The sequence below is a fragment of the Burkholderia sp. S-53 genome (assembly GCF_025560745.1).
GTDB lineage: Bacteria > Pseudomonadota > Gammaproteobacteria > Burkholderiales > Burkholderiaceae > Burkholderia > Burkholderia pyrrocinia.
Genome location: NZ_CP090483.1, coordinates 1,072,624 through 1,090,231 on the forward strand (window position 1 = coordinate 1,072,624; position 17,608 = coordinate 1,090,231).

Annotated in this window: 14 protein-coding genes and 1 other RNA gene; 8 read left to right on the forward strand and 7 right to left on the reverse strand. The window is 65.9% G+C overall.

What is annotated here, in order from left to right; translation table 11 throughout:
- Nucleotides 1-6 precede the first annotated feature (6 nt).
- Genes fdhF through LXM88_RS10055 form a run of 3 tightly spaced genes read right to left on the reverse strand, consistent with a single transcriptional unit; the run spans nt 7 to nt 5,050 of the window.
- A complete protein-coding gene (gene fdhF / locus LXM88_RS10045; protein ID WP_262541708.1) occupies nt 7-2,958 on the reverse strand; it encodes a formate dehydrogenase subunit alpha in 2,952 nt (983 codons plus the stop codon).
- Between the two features lie 17 nt (nt 2,959-2,975).
- Nucleotides 2,976-4,553, reverse strand: coding sequence for a formate dehydrogenase beta subunit (locus tag LXM88_RS10050; protein WP_262541709.1), 1,578 nt, complete (start codon nt 4,551-4,553; stop codon nt 2,976-2,978).
- A complete protein-coding gene (locus LXM88_RS10055) occupies nt 4,550-5,050 on the reverse strand; it encodes an NAD(P)H-dependent oxidoreductase subunit E (protein ID WP_262541710.1) in 501 nt (166 codons plus the stop codon). The genes LXM88_RS10050 and LXM88_RS10055 overlap by 4 nt, the downstream gene beginning before the upstream one ends.
- 131 nt (nt 5,051-5,181) lie before the next feature.
- Here LXM88_RS10055 and LXM88_RS10060 point away from each other — a divergent pair, with 131 nt between their 5' ends.
- The 3 genes from LXM88_RS10060 (at nt 5,182) to LXM88_RS10070 (ending at nt 7,389) form a co-directional block, all read left to right on the forward strand.
- On the forward strand, nt 5,182-6,288 hold the full coding sequence (locus LXM88_RS10060; protein WP_262541711.1) for a helix-turn-helix transcriptional regulator: 1,107 nt from the start codon (nt 5,182-5,184) through the stop codon (nt 6,286-6,288).
- 101 nt (nt 6,289-6,389) lie between these two features.
- Nucleotides 6,390-6,659 (forward strand): hypothetical protein, encoded by a 270-nt coding sequence (locus LXM88_RS10065; RefSeq protein ID WP_262541712.1) that lies wholly within the window; start codon nt 6,390-6,392, stop codon nt 6,657-6,659.
- A gap of 376 nt (nt 6,660-7,035) precedes the next feature.
- Entirely contained in the window at nt 7,036-7,389 is a 354-nt protein-coding gene (locus tag LXM88_RS10070; RefSeq protein WP_262541713.1) for a DUF4148 domain-containing protein, read from the forward strand.
- Between the two features lie 275 nt (nt 7,390-7,664).
- On the opposite strand, the gene ssrA is transcribed toward LXM88_RS10070, so the two are convergent.
- The 4 genes from ssrA to ompA form a co-directional block, all read right to left on the reverse strand.
- Nucleotides 7,665-8,034, reverse strand: a transfer-messenger RNA (tmRNA) gene (gene ssrA / locus LXM88_RS10075).
- A gap of 16 nt (nt 8,035-8,050) precedes the next feature.
- Nucleotides 8,051-8,767 carry a phosphoglycolate phosphatase gene (gph, locus tag LXM88_RS10080; RefSeq protein ID WP_262541714.1) on the reverse strand — a complete coding sequence of 239 codons (717 nt, stop codon included), beginning with the start codon at nt 8,765-8,767 and terminating at the stop codon, nt 8,051-8,053.
- A gap of 13 nt (nt 8,768-8,780) precedes the next feature.
- On the reverse strand, nt 8,781-9,479 hold the full coding sequence (ubiG, locus tag LXM88_RS10085; RefSeq protein ID WP_174417755.1) for a bifunctional 2-polyprenyl-6-hydroxyphenol methylase/3-demethylubiquinol 3-O-methyltransferase UbiG: 699 nt from the start codon (nt 9,477-9,479) through the stop codon (nt 8,781-8,783).
- Between the two features lie 152 nt (nt 9,480-9,631).
- A complete protein-coding gene (ompA, locus tag LXM88_RS10090) occupies nt 9,632-10,303 on the reverse strand; it encodes an outer membrane protein OmpA (RefSeq protein WP_262541715.1) in 672 nt (223 codons plus the stop codon).
- Nucleotides 10,304-10,835: 532 nt separating this feature from the next.
- Between ompA and gyrA the strand changes: the two genes are divergently transcribed.
- From gyrA to LXM88_RS10115, 5 genes are all read left to right on the forward strand, one after another.
- Nucleotides 10,836-13,439, forward strand: a complete 2,604-nt coding sequence (gene gyrA / locus LXM88_RS10095) for a DNA gyrase subunit A (RefSeq protein WP_047900115.1) — start codon at nt 10,836-10,838, stop codon at nt 13,437-13,439.
- Between the two features lie 83 nt (nt 13,440-13,522).
- The gene (locus LXM88_RS10100; protein WP_021157463.1) at nt 13,523-14,122 is read left to right on the forward strand and encodes a DUF2059 domain-containing protein; all 600 of its coding nucleotides are present in this window, start codon (nt 13,523-13,525) and stop codon (nt 14,120-14,122) included.
- A gap of 173 nt (nt 14,123-14,295) precedes the next feature.
- On the forward strand, nt 14,296-15,378 hold the full coding sequence (gene serC, locus LXM88_RS10105) for a 3-phosphoserine/phosphohydroxythreonine transaminase (RefSeq protein WP_262541716.1): 1,083 nt from the start codon (nt 14,296-14,298) through the stop codon (nt 15,376-15,378).
- A gap of 33 nt (nt 15,379-15,411) precedes the next feature.
- Nucleotides 15,412-16,494 (forward strand): prephenate dehydratase, encoded by a 1,083-nt coding sequence (gene pheA / locus LXM88_RS10110; RefSeq protein WP_262541717.1) that lies wholly within the window; start codon nt 15,412-15,414, stop codon nt 16,492-16,494.
- 185 nt (nt 16,495-16,679) lie between these two features.
- Complete coding sequence (locus LXM88_RS10115) at nt 16,680-17,606, forward strand: prephenate dehydrogenase (protein ID WP_262541718.1); 927 nt, start codon at nt 16,680-16,682, stop codon at nt 17,604-17,606.
- Nucleotides 17,607-17,608 lie beyond the last annotated feature (2 nt).

A 17,608-nucleotide genomic window follows, 5' to 3' on the forward strand; every position in this document is an offset into this window, starting at 1 on the left:
GTCGTCTCACTTGCCTGTCGTCACGGTGTCGGGCGTGCTCGCGCGGCGCTCGAGCAGGTCGATCTGCTCCGCATTGAAGCGCGCGTATGCGCGCTGCCAGTCGGACGGCTGCGCAACCGGCAGCACCTGCACGGCCGTCACCTTGTATTCAGGGCAGTTCGTCGCCCAGTCGGAGCTTTCCGTCGTGATCACGTTCGCGCCCGATTCGGGGAAGTGGAACGTCGTGTACACGACGCCCGGCTGCATGCGCTCCGTCACGAGCGCGCGCAGCACCGTATGCCCGGCACGCGATTCGATGCCGACCCAGTCGCCGGTCCGGATGCCGCGATCCTGCGCGTCGTGCGGATGGATCTCGAGACGATCCTCTTCATGCCACCGGACGTTTTCGGTCCGGCGCGTCTGCGCGCCCACGTTGTATTGCGACAGGATGCGGCCCGTCGTCAGGATCAGCGGATAGCGCTGCGTGACCTTTTCCGGCGTCGGAATGAACTTGGTGATCACGAACCGGCCCTTGCCGCGCACGAACGCGTCTATGTGCATCGTCGGCGTGCCTTCCGGCGCGTGCTCGTTACACGGCCACTGGATGCTGCCGAGTGCGTCGAGCTTCGCGTACGACACGCCCGAGAAGGTCGGCGTGAGCCGCGCGATCTCGTCCATGATTTCCGACGGGTGCGTGTAGTGCATGTCGTAGCCGAGCGCTTGCGACAGCAGCAGCGTCACTTCCCAGTCCGCGTAGCCCGCGAGCGGCGGCATCACCTTGCGCACGCGCGAGATGCGGCGCTCCGCGTTCGTGAACGTGCCGTCCTTCTCGAGGAACGTCGAGCCCGGCAGCAGTACGTGCGCATATTTCGCGGTCTCGTTCAGGAAGATGTCCTGTACGACGATGCACTCCATCGCCGACAGCGCGGCCGCCACATGCTGCGTGTTCGGGTCCGACTGGACGATGTCCTCGCCCTGGCAATAGAGCCCCTTGAAACTGCCGTCGAGCGCCGCGTCGAACATGTTCGGGATGCGCAGCCCCGGTTCCGGCTGCAGCTTGGCCGACCACGCCTGTTCGAACTGCGTGCGCACGATTTCGTCGCTGATGTGCCGGTAGCCGGGCAGTTCGTGCGGGAACGAGCCCATGTCGCACGAACCCTGCACGTTGTTCTGGCCGCGCAGCGGATTGACGCCGACGCCTTCGCGGCCGATGTTGCCCGTTGCCATCGCGAGGTTCGCGATACCCATCACCGTCGTCGAGCCCTGCGCGTGTTCGGTGACGCCCAGCCCGTAATAGATCGCGGCATTGCCGCCCGTTGCGTACGCGCGCGCGGCGGCGCGTACCAGCTCCGCCGGCACACCCGTGACGTCGGCGGTTGCCTCGGGCGAATTGTCGGCGCGCGACACGAAGTCGCGCCATTGCTCGAATGCACGCGTCTCGCAGCGCTCGGCGACGAACGCGTCGGCAACGAGCCCTTCGGTGACGATCACGTGCGCGAGCGCGTTGACGATCGCGACGTTGGTGCCGGGGCGCAGTTGCAGGTGATGCGTGGCTTTCACGTGCGGGCCGTCGACGACATCGATTCGGCGCGGGTCGATCACGATCAGCTTCGCACCTTCGCGAACGCGCCGCTTCAGCCGCGAGCCGAACACCGGGTGGCCGTCGGTCGGGTTCGCCCCCATCACGACGATCACGTCGGCCTGGTCGACCGATGCGAACGTCTGCGTGCCGGCCGATTCGCCGAGCGTCGTCTTGAGGCCATAGCCGGTCGGCGAATGGCACACGCGCGCGCAGGTATCGACGTTGTTGTTGCCGAACGCGGCACGCACGAGCTTCTGCACGAGGTAGGTTTCCTCGTTCGTGCAACGCGACGACGTGATGCCGCCGATCGAATCGCGGCCGTACTTCTGCTGCAGCTTGCGGAATTGCGTCGCCGCGTAGGTGAGCGCTTCGTCCCAGCTCACTTCGCGCCACGGGTCGGTGATCCTTTCGCGGATCATCGGCTTCGTGATGCGGTCCTTGTGCGTCGCGTAGCCCCATGCGAAGCGTCCCTTCACGCATGCGTGGCCCTCGTTCGCGAGGCCGTTCTTGTTCGGCGTCATGCGCACGACCTGCGTGCCCTTCATCTCGGCCTTGAACGAGCAGCCGACGCCGCAGTACGCGCAGGTCGTGATGACCGAGTGTTCGGCCTGCCCGAGCTGCACGACGGATTTTTCCTGCAACGTGGCAGTCGGGCATGCGGCGACGCAGGCGCCGCACGACACGCATTCCGACGCCATGAACGATTCGCTTTCACCCGCGGCGACGCGCGATTCGAAGCCGCGCGCGGCGATCGTCAGCGCGAACGTGCCCTGCGTTTCCTCGCAGGCGCGCACGCAGCGGTTGCAGACGATGCACTTCGACGGGTCGTACGTGAAGTACGGGTTCGATTCGTCCTTGCGGTCGTTGAGGTGATTTGCGCCATCGAAGCCGTAGCGCACTTCGCGCAACCCGACGACGCCCGCCATGTCCTGCAGCTCGCAGTCGCCGTTGGCGGGGCAGGTGAGGCAGTCGAGCGGATGGTCGGAGATGTACAGCTCCATCACGTTGCGGCGCAGCGACTGCAGCCGGTCCGACTGCGTGCGTACCTTCATGCCCGCTTCGGCCGGCGTCGTGCACGACGCCGGATAACCGCGCCGGCCTTCGATCTCGACGAGGCACAGCCGGCACGAGCCGAACGGCTCGAGCGAATCGGTCGCACAGAGCTTCGGGACGTTGACGCCGGCTTCGATCGCCGCGCGCATCACCGACGTGCCGGCCGGTACCGTCACCGGCTGGCCGTCGATCTCGAGCGTGACGTCGATGTCGGCATGCCGTTGCGGCGTGCCGTAGTCGGTATCGTCGAGCGGGTCGCGGGCGCGCGCCTGAGCGGCGCTCTTGCACGCGCATTGGCCCGAGCCGCAACCGCCTTGGCGGACGTTGTTCGTATCGAGGGACATGCAGGGCTCCTTCTGGGTCAGGCCGCAGCCTTGACCGGGCCCGACGCGGCATCCTTGCCGGCAGCGAGCCCGAAATCTTCGGGGAAATGGTCGAGCGCGGACAGCACCGGGTAGGGCGTCATTCCACCCATCGCGCACAGCGAACCGGCCAGCATCGTGTCGCACAGGTCGCGCAACAGCGTGACCTGCCGCTCCGACGTATCGCCGTGGCGGATGCGCGCGATCGTCTCGACGCCGCGTGTCGAACCGATCCGGCACGGCGTGCACTTGCCGCACGATTCGATCGCGCAGAACTTCATCGCATATTCGGCGAGCTCGGCGAGGTTCGACGTGTCGTCGTGCAGCACGATGCCGCCGTGGCCGACCACCGCGCCGATCGCCGTGTATGCCTCGTAGTCGAGCGGCACGTCCCATTGATGGTCGGGCAGGTAGGTACCGAGCGGGCCGCCGACCTGCGCGGCGCGTGCGGGCCGGCCGCTTGCGGTGCCGCCGCCGAAGTCGAACAGCAGCTCGCGCAGCGTGACGCCGAACGCAAGTTCGACGAGGCCGCCGTGACGGACATTGCCGGCCAGCTGGAACGGCAGCGTGCCGCGCGAGCGGCCCATTCCGTAATCGCGATAGAACGCGGCGCCGCGCGCGAAGATGATGGGCGCCGTCGCGAGCGTGATCACGTTGTTGATGACGGTCGGCTGACCGAACAGGCCGGCGAGCGCGGGCAGCGGCGGTTTCGCGCGCACGACGCCGCGCTTGCCCTCGAGCGATTCGAGCAGCGCTGTTTCCTCGCCGCACACGTACGAGCCCGCGCCTTTCGCGACGTGCAGCTCGAACGCGTGCGCGGAGCCGAGCACGCGTTCGCCGAGCCAGCCGGCGTCGCGCGCGCGGACGATCGCGGCTTCGAGCGTGGCGATCGCGTGCGGGTATTCGCTGCGCACATAGATGTAGCCGACCGTTGCGCCCGTCGCGATGCCTGCGATGATCATCCCTTCGATCAGGCAGTACGGATCGCATTCCATCATCAGGCGGTCGGAGAACGTGCCCGAATCGCCTTCGTCCGCATTGCAGACGATGTATTTTTGCGCGGCGCTCGCATGCCGGACCGTGCGCCACTTGATGCCGGCCGGGAACGCTGCGCCGCCGCGGCCGCGCAGGCCCGATTCGATCAGCGTCTCGCATGCGGCATCGCCGTCGAGCGCGAGTGCGTTCTTCAGGCCGGCAAGGCCTTCATGCTGCAGGTAGTCGTCGATCGACAGCGGATCGGTCAGGCCGATGCGCGCGAACGTGAGGCGCTGCTGGCGCGCGAGATAGGGGAGCGCGTCGACGACGCCGACGCCGCTCGGATGCGCGCCGCCTTCGAGCCAGTTTGCGTCGAACAGGGCTGGCACGTCGGCGGCCGACAGGTTCGCATAGCCGATGCGGCCGGCGGCCGTGCCGACCTCGACGAGCGGCTCGAGCCAGAGCAGCCCGCGCGAGCCGTTGCGGACCAGTTCGATCGCGACGCCGCGCCGTTCGGCTTCCGCGACGATCGCGGCGGCGAGCGCGTCTGCGCCGAGGGCCAGCGCGGACGAATCGCGCGGAACGTAGATGCGGGTCGTCATGCGGCCTCCGGCGTGTGGGCGACCGCATCGGCCAGCAGGGCGTCGAACTTCTCGGGCGTGACCTTCGCATGAAGCACGCCGTTGACCGTCATTGACGGTGACTGCGCACACAGTCCGAGGCAATAGACCGATTCGAGCGCAACGGCGTCCGGCGCGTGCGCATCCGCAGCATCGTCGTGCGCTGCGTCGAACCGGCAGCCCGTGCGGGCTTCAGCGTGCGCGGCGAGCGTTTCGCAGCCCATGCTGCGGCACGCTTCGGCGCGGCACACCTGGATCGTGACGCGCGCGGGCGGCGCGGTGCGGAAGTGGTGGTAGTAGGTCAGTACGCCGTGCACTTCGGCGCGCGACAGGTTCAGCGCCCGCGCGAGCGGCGCGACGCAGCCCGACGGCACGTAGCCCGCGTCGTCCTGGATCGCATGCAGGATCGCGACCAGCGACCGGCCGGCGTGCGCATGGCGCTCGACGAGCGCGTCGGGCGCATGGGAATTCGGGGACATCGGTTATGCTCCTCCAAAGTCTCATATGCGCTCGAGCTTCATATAGTGCGCATCGTGACTTCGTTCTGATTGATTTCGACCAACGATAAGCGGAAGATTTCACGGTCGCAATAGGAAATCGGAGTGCATAATTGATTCGAATCGAATGCGACGCGTATCTGACCGTACGCGACACGGAAGGCCGTACGGCCAGCCTGACTGACGTCGCGCCACTGCTGGAGCTCGTGGCCGACACGGGCAGCATTGCGCAGGCGGCCCAGGCAAAAGGGCTGTCGTACCGGCACGCGTGGGGCATGTTGCGCGCGCTTGAGGCGTGCATCGGCGGTGAATTGATCGAAACCGCGCGCGGCAAGGGATCGACGCTGTCGGCGCTCGGGCAGGCGGTCGTCGACGCGCAGCGCCTCGCGCGCAGCCGCCTCGACGGGAACCTGCGTACGCTCGCGGCCGAAGTGGCCAGCGACCTGAACCGGCGGCTCGCGCAGCGCGACGGCGCCGTGCGGATCCACGCGTCGCATGGCTATGCGGTCGCGACGCTCGTGTCCGCGCTCGTCGATGCGCAGGCGGCCGTCGACATCAAGTATCGCGAGAGCGTCGAAGCCGTGCAGGCGCTCGCACGCGGCGAATGCGACCTGGCCGGCTTCCATCTGCCGCGCGGCGCGTTTCGCGCGCAGTGCGCGCAGATCTACCAGCCGTGGCTCGACGACACCCGCCACGTTCTGATTCACCTGACGCGCCGCCAGCAGGGGCTGTTCGTGCCGCGCGGCAACCCGAAGCAGGTCCGCGGGCTTGCGGATCTCGCACGCAACGACATTCGTTTCGTCAACCGGCAGCCAGGGTCGGGCACGCGGATGCTGCTCGATCTCGCGCTGCGCGCGATCGGCATCGATCCCGAGCGCATCGACGGTTATGCGTCGGCCGAACTCACGCATTCGGCGATCGCGGCGTTCGTCGCGAGCGGGATGGCGGATCTCGGCTTCGGTGTCGAGCCGGCCGCCCATCATTTCGGGCTCGATTTCATCCCGGTCGTCGACGAGGACTATTACTTCGCGTGCGAACGCGCGCGGCTCGACGCACGGCCGCTCGCCGGCGTGCTGGCACTGCTGCGCGATGCGCGCTTCATCGAGCGCGTCGCGCATCTCGACGGCTACGATCCGGCTGCATGCGGAACGCTGACGAGCATCGCGACGGGGCTGGCCGGCGATGACGGCACGAGCGCGCCGGACGGCAATTCCCGGTAACGGGGACGCGATCGGACTGCGCTGCAGCAGCGGGGGATTTGCGCTACGCTTGGCGTTTGATCAACGTTCCAACAAGCACGCCGTTCAGGCGTCTTCCCGCCATGAAATTATCCGTTTCCCTCGCCGCGGCAGCGTTGACCGCGGGGCTTCTGGTCGCTGCTTCGCCGTTTGCGCTCGCGCAGAATTCCCCGGGCGTGCCCGGCGGCATCCTGAGCGAACAGTTCCGCCTGAACGAGCATCCGCAGATGCCGTTCGCGGCGTCGGCGCCGTCGCAGAAATACCAGGGCAGCAAGAAGTCGGCGTTGCGCCGCAAGGGCGACCTGGGCGACCCGAACGGTTGCAACCTGAAGTGCCCGATGGATAGCCAGTAACGCGCGGACAGGCGCGTTTGCGCGCTGGTCGTGCAGTGTCGATTCGACAAGGCGGGTGATCTGCGCACGCACATCGGCTTGGCCACCTCCTGACCGGCGCACGCACGAATGCCGTGCAATTCATTCGAGCCCCGCGAAGCGTTGCCGCTTCGCGGGGCTCGTGCTTTCCGGTGAGCCATCGTGCGACGCGATGTCGGACGAAGCGGCGCTCGCGCATCGCCGGCCCGGCAGGCGATTCAGGGTTAACCCGTAAATCAGGAAGAATGCCTTCCAGAAACCTGCCTTATTCTTAAGCATCCGCCTACATAAACTTCAGTTTGTCGGCGCTGAACACGGTGTTCACCGCGAAAACAGACAAATCTGGAGGTAGGTCATCATGAAGTCGCTCGTTCAAGCTGTTGTCGTTGCTGCCGCTCTCGTTGCTCCGGTCGTGTCGTTTGCCCAGTCGGGTTCGACGATCACTCGCGCGCAGGTCCGTGCCGAGCTGGTCCAGCTCCAGCAAGCCGGTTACAACTCCGCCCGCGGCGAAGATCCGCACTATCCGGAAGCGATCCAGGCCGCAACGGCGCGTGTTGCGGAGCAACAGCGCAGTGCGCTGGCGCAAGCGCAAGGTGCCGACGCCAGCGGGTACGGTGCACAGGCACGGGGCGTGTCGGCGTCGGGCTCGCGTGCAATGGGCGTGCGCCCGGCCAGTGCTGAAGAAATGAAGTCGTTGTATCGCGGCAGCTAAGTCGCACATTGCCCGGTGTGCTTGAGCGCAGGGTGCGACGACACGTCGCGCCCGACGCGGTGGCAACCGGGCTGGCCGCTGCCCGGCACGACCGATGATTGCGCGGGCGCGGCAGAACATCCGTCACCTCCTGCCGCCGGAGCACCGGCGGCATTCCGCCCGGCCCGTCCGCGGCTGGGCGCTTTTTCGGCAGGAGAGGGACGTGTGCGTTTCGCCGGCAACAAAAAACCCCGCAGACTTGCGTCATGCGGGGTTCGTGCGACGAGCGCGGAATTTGGTGGAGGCGGCGGGAATCGAACCCGCGTCCAGAAGCGCTCCACGACTAGTTCTACATGTTTAGTTCAGTCATTTGATTTAACCGCAGCGACGCGGACGAACACGCTGCACGACGGCGATTCGCTAGGTTTTCGACCCTGGCGTCGCGACGCCGACAGGGCTTAACTGACGTAAATGACCTCTGTCGGTATTGCTACCGGTCTTGCGACACTAGCCCGTCAGTGAACTAGGCAGAGGACGGCGGCCGTTAGGCTGCCAGTGCGAACGTATCGTCGTTTGCAGTTACGATTTTCCCATTGATTAACGAGGTGACGGGTCCTCGACATGCCCTAGCCGCTTCACAACCCCTGTCGAAACCAGGTCGCCCCCGCGGATAAGACGATCATTATAGCCCAACATCGCGCAGCAGTTCGCGCAGTTCCTGCGTCGTATCGACGAGATGCTGGGCCTGCCAGTCGGCCGGCGCGGCGCCGTCGCCGCAGTAGCCGTACGCGGCCGCGACTGTCGCCATGCCGGCAGCGCTGCCGGCCTGAATGTCGCGCAAATCGTCACCGACGTAGACGATGCGCGCCGGCGCGAGCGTCAACTGGTCGGCCGCGTGCAGCAGCGGGGCCGGGTGCGGCTTCGAGTGCGGCGTTGTGTCGCCCCCGACGACGCAGGCGGCGCGCGTTGCAAGACCGAGCAGGTCGACGAGTGGTGTCGTGAGCCGCATCGCCTTGTTCGTGACGATGCCCCAGCGCACGCCGCGCGCATCGAGTTCGTCGAGCACGTCTCCGATGCCGGGGAACAGCGTCGTATGCACGCAGATGTCCGTCGCGTAGTTGTTCAGGAACTCGTCGCGCATCGCTTCGTAGCCTGGCGTGTGCGGATCGATGCCGAACGCGCCGCCGAGCAGGCCGCGCGCGCCGGCCGAGGCCAGCGGCCGCAGTGCGTCGAGCGGTGTTTCGGGCAGGCCGCGCGCGCGCTGCATCTTGTTGACGGCGGCCGCGAGATCGGGCGCCGTGTCGGCAAGTGTGCCGTCGAGATCGAACAGCACGGCATCGCAGTGCAGCAGGCGCGGTTCGTCGAGTGCGGCCCGCGCGGTCGAAAGGGGAGTCGTCATGCCGGTTGGAGGGTCACGCGCCGCGGCGGCACGCGACGAGATAGTTGATGTCGGTATCGTTCGACAGCGCGAAGCGCTTGCCGATCGGGTGATACGTGATGCCCTTGATCTCCGCGATGTGCAGATCCGTCGCTCGCACGAAGCCGGCCAGTTCCGACGGGCGGATGAAGCGCGCGTAGTCGTGCGTGCCCTTCGGCAGCATTTGCGCGATGTACTCCGCGCCGATCACCGCGAACAGGTAGGACTTCAGGTTCCGGTTCAGCGTCGAGAAGAACACCCAGCCACCGGGCTTCACGAGCGTCGCGCACGCGGCGACGACATCGCCGGGCGACGGCACGTGCTCGAGCATCTCCATGCACGTGACGACATCGTAAGTGCCCGGTTCACGCGCGGCGATCGCTTCGGCGGCGATCGCCTCATAGTCGACCGCGATGCCGCTTTCGAGGCTGTGCAGGTCGGCAACGCCGAGCGCTTCGGTCGACAGGTCGATACCTTTCACCTGGGCGCCGAGTCCGGCCATCGATTCGGACAGGATGCCGCCGCCGCAGCCGATGTCGAGTACGCGCTTGCCGGCCAGGTGCGCATGCGCGTCGATCCAGCCGAGCCGGACCGGGTTCAGGTCGTGCAGCGGCTTGAATTCGGCATTCGGATCCCACCACCGATGGGCGAGGTCGCTGAATTTCTGGAGTTCGTGCGGATCGGCGTTGGTCATGTCGGCAAACGGGCTACGGAAGGAGGGCGGTGCTGCGGTTCGTCAGCCCCGAGTATATAAGCGGGCGGACGACGAGGCCAGCGAGCGCCCGGACGGGCATCAATGAAAAAGCCCCGCCGGAGCGGGGCTTTGAAGCAGTCGAAAACCGCGGCTTACTGTGCCGGAACGGTCGTCTTCTGGACTTCTTGCGTACCAACCACTTCGACTTCCACGCGGCGGTCCGGTGCGAGGCAGGAGATGAGCTGCTTGCGGTTCTTCTGGTTGCAGCCAGTCGTAACCGGGTTGCGCTTGCCCTTGCCTTCCGTGTAGATCTTGTTGGCCGGCACACCCTTGCTGACCAGGTACGACTTCACGGCTTGCGCACGGCGCAGCGACAGACGGTCGTTGTACTTGTCCGAACCGATGCGGTCCGTGTAGCCCGTTGCGACGACCACTTCCGTGTTCATGCCTTCGATCTTCGAAGCCAGTTCGTCCAGCTTTTGCTTGCCCAGCGGCTTGAGCGTTGCCTTGTCGAAGTCGAACAGTGCGTCAGCTTGATACGTGATCTTCTGGCTCGTGATGGCCGGAGCGACCGGAGCGACCGGAGCCGGTGCCGGTGCCTGGGCGACCAGTGCGCCATCGCACTTCGCGTTGGCGGTGGCCGGCGTCCAGAATGCATCGCGCCAGCAGAGCTCGTTCGTGCCGTTCATCCACACCCATTCGCCCGTGCCGTTCACCCAGTTGTCGTTGACGGCTTGACGCGACGCCGGCACCGACTGTGCCGAAGCGGATGCAGCCATAACTGCGGTAGCTGCAATGAACGCGAGCTTTGAAAGTTTATTCATATTTCTCCTCTCGAAATTGAGATTACCGCAGGTTTACTGCGAGCCTGTTGACGGTGACAAGTCATACATTGCTCGAAGTATAACATTGGTGCGGCACAAAAAACGCGGCACCGCTCTGTGTAGACTTTAGACTTCGAGCAGCGTCTAACCTTCAGTGCGTTGGCATTTTGCCATATCGTTCCCTTCCTACGAAAAAAAATCCTCCCCACCCTAAGATCGCCTCAACGTTTGTGGTGCATGCGCAACACCGACCTGCCGCAACTTTCAGAGATTGTCAAGAGTGTGTCGGCGAAATTGCGCGGATCCGTACAACTGTTTACACGTGCGCGTGATACAAACCGGGCGCGATCGCCGGTGACGTCGAGTCGTGTGCGGTTCCGGCCGGTTCGCCGCCGCGATTTTCGCTATTTATATATAGAGGGGGAGGCGAATTTGCGGCTGATGGGCGCATGTTAGAATCTCGCGTTGCGTTGCGCATGCAGCGCCCACGCGAAAGGCGTTCGCCGTCTTCGCTCCGAAACGATACGGATACATGGATCAATTCGCCAAAGAGACCCTGCCCACCTCCCTAGAGGAGGAAATGCGCCGTTCGTATCTCGATTACGCGATGAGCGTGATCGTCGGACGTGCCCTCCCGGATGTCCGCGATGGCCTGAAGCCCGTGCACCGGCGCGTGTTGTTCGCGATGCACGAACTGAACAACGACTGGAACCGCGCGTACAAGAAGTCGGCGCGTATCGTCGGTGACGTGATCGGTAAGTACCATCCCCACGGCGACACCGCGGTCTACGACACGATCGTGCGGATGGCGCAGGACTTCTCGCTGCGCTACATGCTGATCGACGGGCAGGGCAACTTCGGCTCGATCGACGGCGACAATGCCGCGGCGATGCGTTACACCGAAATTCGCATGGCGAAGATCGGTCACGAGCTGCTCGCCGACATCGACAAGGAAACGGTCGATTTCGAGCCGAACTACGACGGCAACGAAACGCAGCCGTCGGTCCTGCCGTCGCGCATTCCGAACCTGCTGATCAACGGCTCGTCGGGCATCGCGGTCGGCATGGCGACCAACATCCCGCCGCACAACCTGAACGAAGTCGTCGACGCGTGCCAGCACCTGCTGAACAACCCGGAAGCGACGATCGACGAGCTGATCGAGATCATCCCGGCGCCGGACTTCCCGACGGCCGGCATCATCTACGGCGTCGCCGGCGTGCGCGACGGCTACCGCACCGGGCGCGGCCGCGTCGTGATGCGGGCGGCCACGCACTTCGAGGAAATCGACCGCGGCCAGCGGATGGCGATCATCGTCGACGAGCTGCCGTACCAGGTGAACAAGCGCTCGCTGCTCGAGCGGATCGCCGAGCTCGTCAACGAGAAGAAGCTCGAAGGCATCTCCGACATCCGCGACGAGTCCGACAAGAGCGGCATGCGTGTCGTGATCGAGCTCAAGCGCGGTGAAGTGCCGGAAGTCGTGCTGAACAACCTGTACAAGGCGACGCAGCTCCAGGACACGTTCGGCATGAACATGGTCGCGCTCGTCGACGGCCAGCCGAAGCTGCTGAACCTGAAGGAAATCCTGCAGTGCTTCCTGTCGCATCGACGCGAAGTGCTGACGCGCCGCACGATCTACGAACTGCGCAAGGCCCGCGAACGCGGCCACGTGCTCGAAGGTCTCGCGGTCGCGCTCGCGAACATCGACGAGTTCATCGCGATCATCAAGGCCGCGCCGACGCCGCCGATCGCGAAGCAGGAATTGATGGCGAAGCCGTGGGATTCGTCGCTCGTGCGCGAGATGCTGACGCGCGCCGAGAGCGAGAACGCGGCGGCCGGCGGCCGCTCCGCGTACCGCCCGGAAGGCCTGAACCCGGCGTTCGGCATGCAGGTCGACGGGCTGTACCGCCTGTCCGACACGCAGGCCCAGGAAATCCTGCAGATGCGCCTGCAGCGCCTGACCGGCCTCGAGCAGGACAAGATCATCGGCGAGTATCGCGAAGTGATGGCGCAGATCGCCGACCTGCTGGACATCCTCGCGCGCCCCGAGCGGATCACGACGATGATCGGCGAGGAACTCACTTCGGTGAAGGCCGAATTCGGCGACGCGCGCCGCTCGAAGATCGAGCTGAACGCGACCGAGCTGAACACCGAGGATCTGATCACGCCGCAGGACATGGTCGTCACGATGTCGCACGCGGGCTACGTGAAGTCGCAGCCGCTGTCCGAGTACCGCGCGCAGAAGCGCGGCGGTCGCGGCAAGCAGGCGACGCAGATGAAGGAAGACGACTGGATCGAGACGCTGTTCATCGCGAACACGCACGATTACATCCTGTGCTTCTCGAACCGCGGCCGCGTGTACTGGGTCAAGGTATATGAAGTGCCGCAGGGCTCGCGCAACTCGCGCGGCCGCCCGATCGTCAACATGTTCCCGCTGCAGGATGGCGAGAAGATCAACGTCGTGCTGCCGGTCAAGGAATTCTCGGCCGACAAGTTCATCTTCATGGCGACGTCGCTCGGCACCGTGAAGAAGACGCCGCTCGAAGCATTCAGCCGCCCGATGAAGAAGGGCATCATCGCGGTCGGCCTCGACGACGGCGACTTCCTGATCGGTGCGTCGATCACCGACGGTGCGCACGACGTGATGCTGTTCTCCGACGCCGGCAAGGCCGTGCGCTTCGACGAGAACGACGTGCGTCCGATGGGGCGCGAGGCGCGCGGCGTGCGCGGCATGCAGCTCGAGGACGGGCAGCAGGTCATCGCGATGCTGGTCGCGGGCAGCGAGGAGCAGACCGTGCTCACCGCGACCGAGAACGGCTACGGCAAGCGCACGCCGATCACCGAGTACACGCGCCACGGCCGCGGTACGAAGGGTATGATCGCGATCCAGACGTCCGAGCGCAACGGCAAGGTCGTGGCCGCGACGCTCGTCGACGCCGAGGATCAGATCATGCTGATCACGACGGCCGGCGTGTTGATTCGCACCCGGGTATCGGAGATCCGCGAGATGGGGCGTGCCACGCAAGGTGTTACACTCATCAGTCTCGATGAGGGTACCAAGCTCTCTGGCCTGCAGCAGATCGCGGAGGCCGAAGAGGGCGATGGCGAGGCCGACGAGGCGTCGGACGGCGAAGCCTGAAGAACGGATGAGACTCTGGCCGCCGCGGGCGTGAAGCGCCGCGGCCGGCGAGCAACCATTCATATTTCCAAAAGGGAGTGATGATGCAAAAGCAATTCAAGCAACTGGTCCTGCTGGCTGCACTGGTGCCGACGTTCGCGATGGCGCAAGCGCTGTCGAATTCCGCACCGGCGCCCGCCGCGGCAGCTGCGCCGATCGACGCCGACAAGAAGGCGGCGATCAAGGATCTGCTCGACGCGATCGACGCGCCGAAGCTCGTGTCGGCAATCGGCAACAGCGCCGAAATGCAGGCGAAGCAGCTCGTGCCGGCGATCCTGTCGGACGCGCTGTCGGAAAACAAGACGCTGAACGACAAGCAGAAGCAGGCTGCCGTTCCGACGCTGCAGAAGAACGCGGTGCCGAAGCTGGTCGACGGCGCGGGCAAGGTGTTCGGTACGCAGCAGTTCCAGAACGACGCGATGTCGGCTCAGTACGACGCATACGCGAAGTACTACAGCACGTCGGAGATCAAGGATCTGACGACGTTCTACAAGAGCCCGACGGGCCGCAAGTTCATCCAGGTTCAGGATCAGGTCGGTCGCGACGTGGTCAACGGCCTGATGCAGAAGTACATGCCGCAAGCGATCCAGGCGACGCGCACGCAGGCTGACAAGGAAGTCGCAGCAGTCAAGCCGGGCAAGTAAGCCGTCCGGGCACGCCCCCGGCCGTTCGGCCGGGTTTGGCGGGAGCCTGACGACAGTGCGATAATGGCCGTTTGCGCGCGAGCGCAAGCGGCCATTCCTATTCTGGCGCGGCTCATTTGCAACTGACATGCGGCGGCAAGCCGCCGGTCGCGTCCCTCCCGAGGTTTTTCACGATGCGCGTCTTTAATTTCTCCGCCGGTCCTGCGGCGATGCCCGAGGAAGTGCTGCGGCAGGCCGCCGACGAAATGCTCGACTGGCACGGCAGCGGCATGAGCGTGATGGAGATGAGCCATCGCGGCAAGGAATTCATGTCGATCCACGAGGCCGCGCTGACCGACCTGCGCGACCTGCTCGGCGTGCCGGCAAGCCACCGGATCCTGTTCCTGCAGGGCGGCGGCATCGCGGAAAACGCGATCGTGCCGATGAATCTGCTCGGGTCGCGCAAGACCGCCGATTTCGTCGTGACGGGCTCGTGGTCGCAGAAATCGTTCGGCGAGGCGAAGAAGTTCTGCACGCCGCATCTCGCCGCGACCGGCAAGACGGAAAACGGCTTCACGCGTGCGCCGGCGCGTGCCGAATGGCAGCTGTCGGACGATCCGGCCTACGTGCATCTGTGCACCAACGAGACGATCGACGGCGTCGAGACGTTCGAGATCCCCGATCTCGGCGACGTGCCGCTGGTCGCGGATGTCTCGTCGCACATCCTGTCGCGCCCGATGGACGTCGCGAAATACGGCGTGCTGTTCGGCGGCGCGCAGAAGAATATCGGGATGGCCGGCGTGACGGTCGTGATCGTGCGCGAGGATCTGCTCGATCGCGCGCTGTCGATCTGCCCGTCCGCGTTCGAATGGAAGACCATCGCCGCGAACAACTCGCTGTACAACACGCCGCCCACCTATGCGATCTACATCGCGGGCCTCGTGTTCCAGTGGCTGAAGCGGCAAGGTGGCCTCGCAGCGATCGAGGCCCGCAATATCGAAAAATCGAAGCTGCTCTACGACACGATCGATGCGAGCAGCTTCTATCTGAACAAGGTCGAGCCGGCAGCGCGTTCACGAATGAACGTGCCGTTTTTCCTGGCCGACGAAACGCGCAACGAAGACTTCCTTGCCGGCGCAAAGGCGCGCGGGTTGCTGCAGCTGAAGGGCCACAAGTCCGTCGGCGGCATGCGGGCGTCGATCTACAACGCGGTGCCGCTCGAGGGCGTGAAGGCGCTCGTCGAGTACATGAAGGATTTCGAGCAGCGCGGCGCCTGACGGCGGCGCTGTTCAAACAGCACGGCAAAACGCATGGACGACGAACTGAATTCCCGCCTGAAACCGCTGCGCGATCGCATCGACGCGATCGACGCGCAGCTCATCGCGCTCCTGAACCAGCGCGCCGCAGTGGCGCTGGAGGTGGGCGAGGTCAAGAAGCATTTCAACGCGCCGGTGTTCCGGCCTGAGCGCGAACTGCAGGTGATCGCGCGGCTGCAGGACATGAGCGCGGGGCCGCTCGCGAGCGAGCACATCAGCGCCATCTGGCGCGAGATCATGGCAGCGAGCCGCGCGCTCGAGCAGACGATCCACGTCGCGTTCCTCGGGCCGGTCGGCACGTACAGCGAACAGGCGATGCTCGAGTATTTCGGCCAGTCGATCGAAGGGCTGCCGTGCCCGTCGATCGACGAGGTGTTCCGCTCGGTCGAGGCCGGTGCGTCCGCGTTCGGCATCGCGCCGGTCGAGAATTCGACCGAAGGGGCCGTGTCGCGCACACTCGATCTGCTGCTGCAGACGCAACTGCTGATCAGCGGCGAGCTCGCGCTGCCCATCCATCACAACCTGCTCACGCAGAGCGGCACGCTCGACGGCGTGAAGCGCGTTTGCGCGCATGCGCAGGCGCTCGCGCAATGCCAGCAGTGGCTCGCGGCGAATGCGCCGCAGCTCGAGCGGCAGGCCGTGGCGAGCAACGCGGAGGCCGCGCGTCTCGCGGCGGCCGATCCGACCATCGCGGCGATCGCGGGCGACCGCGCGGCCGCGCATTACGGCTTGCAGATCGCGTTCTCGCTGATCCAGGACGATCCGCACAATCGCACGCGCTTCGTGATCATCGGCAAGCAGCCGGCCGGGCAAAGCGGTCACGACCAGACGTCGCTGATCGTGTCGGTGAAGAACGAGCCGGGTGCCGTGTTCAAGCTGCTCGAACCGCTCGCGCGGCACGGCGTGTCGATGACGCGCTTCGAGTCGCGTCCGGCGCGCGTCGGCACGTGGGAGTACTACTTCTACATCGACATCGAAGGGCACCGCGACGATGCGGCGGTCGCGGCGGCACTCACGGAACTCGGCCAGAAGGCCGCGTTCCTGAAGATACTCGGCTCGTATCCGAGCGCACGCTGACGCGCAGCGGCCCGGCGCCTGCTCGCGCAGGTGTGGCGGCCGGCGGGCAGGGCAGGCCGGTCGGCGCTGTCGAAGGCGGGTTCGGGCGGCATCCGGTGCAGGTTGCGCCGGGTGCGGGCCCGTTGCCCGGAATCTGGAATTCCGTGTGCGGGGCGTCGTTCCGCGCGCGTAACTTGGCTCTTGTCGTGTCAGGCTTTGCATTCAACAAACTGGTCATCTTCGGCGTCGGCCTGATCGGCGGATCGCTGGCCCGCGCGCTGCGCGAGCGCGCGCCGGGCGGCGCGGGCGAGATCGTCGGCGTGGGCCGTTCGCGCGCTTCGGTCGAGCGTGCGCTGTCGCTCGGCGTGATCGACCGCGCGGCGGCGCTCGACGACGACGCGCAGTTGCGCGACGCGCTTGCGGGCGCCGATCTCGTGCTGCTGGCCGCACCCGTCGCGCAGACGGGCCCGTTGCTCGCGCGCATCGCGCCGTGGCTCGCCGATGCGACGATCGTCACCGATGCGGGCAGCACCAAGTCCGATGTCGTCGCGGCCGCGCGCGCAGCGCTCGGTGCGCGGATCGCGCAGTTCGTGCCGGGGCATCCGATCGCCGGCCGCGAGTCGAGCGGCGTCGAGGCCGCGTTGCCGGACCTGTACGTCGGCCGCAACGTCGTGCTGTGCCCGCTGCCGGAGAACGCGCCCGAATCGGTCGCGCGGATCGACGCGATGTGGCGCGCGACCGGCGCCGACGTACGCATGATGAGCACCGAGCAGCACGATCGCGTGTTTGCGTCGATCAGCCATCTGCCGCACGTGCTGTCGTTTGCGCTCGTCGAGCAGATCCTCGGCGAGGCGGACGCGGAACTGAAATTCTCGTACGCGGCGGGCGGCTTCCGCGATTTCACGCGCATCGCGGCGTCGAGCCCGGAGATGTGGCGCGACGTGTGCGTCGCGAACCGCGCGGCGCTGCTCGACGAACTCGACGGCTACACACGCGTGCTCACGCGGCTGCGCGAGGCGATCGACGCCGGCGACGGCGCCGCGCTCGAAGCCGTGTTCACGCGCTCGCGTGCCGCACGCAAGGCATGGCAGGAGCGCGGCGGCGCGCCTGCTGCCGAACCGGTCAAGAAATAACA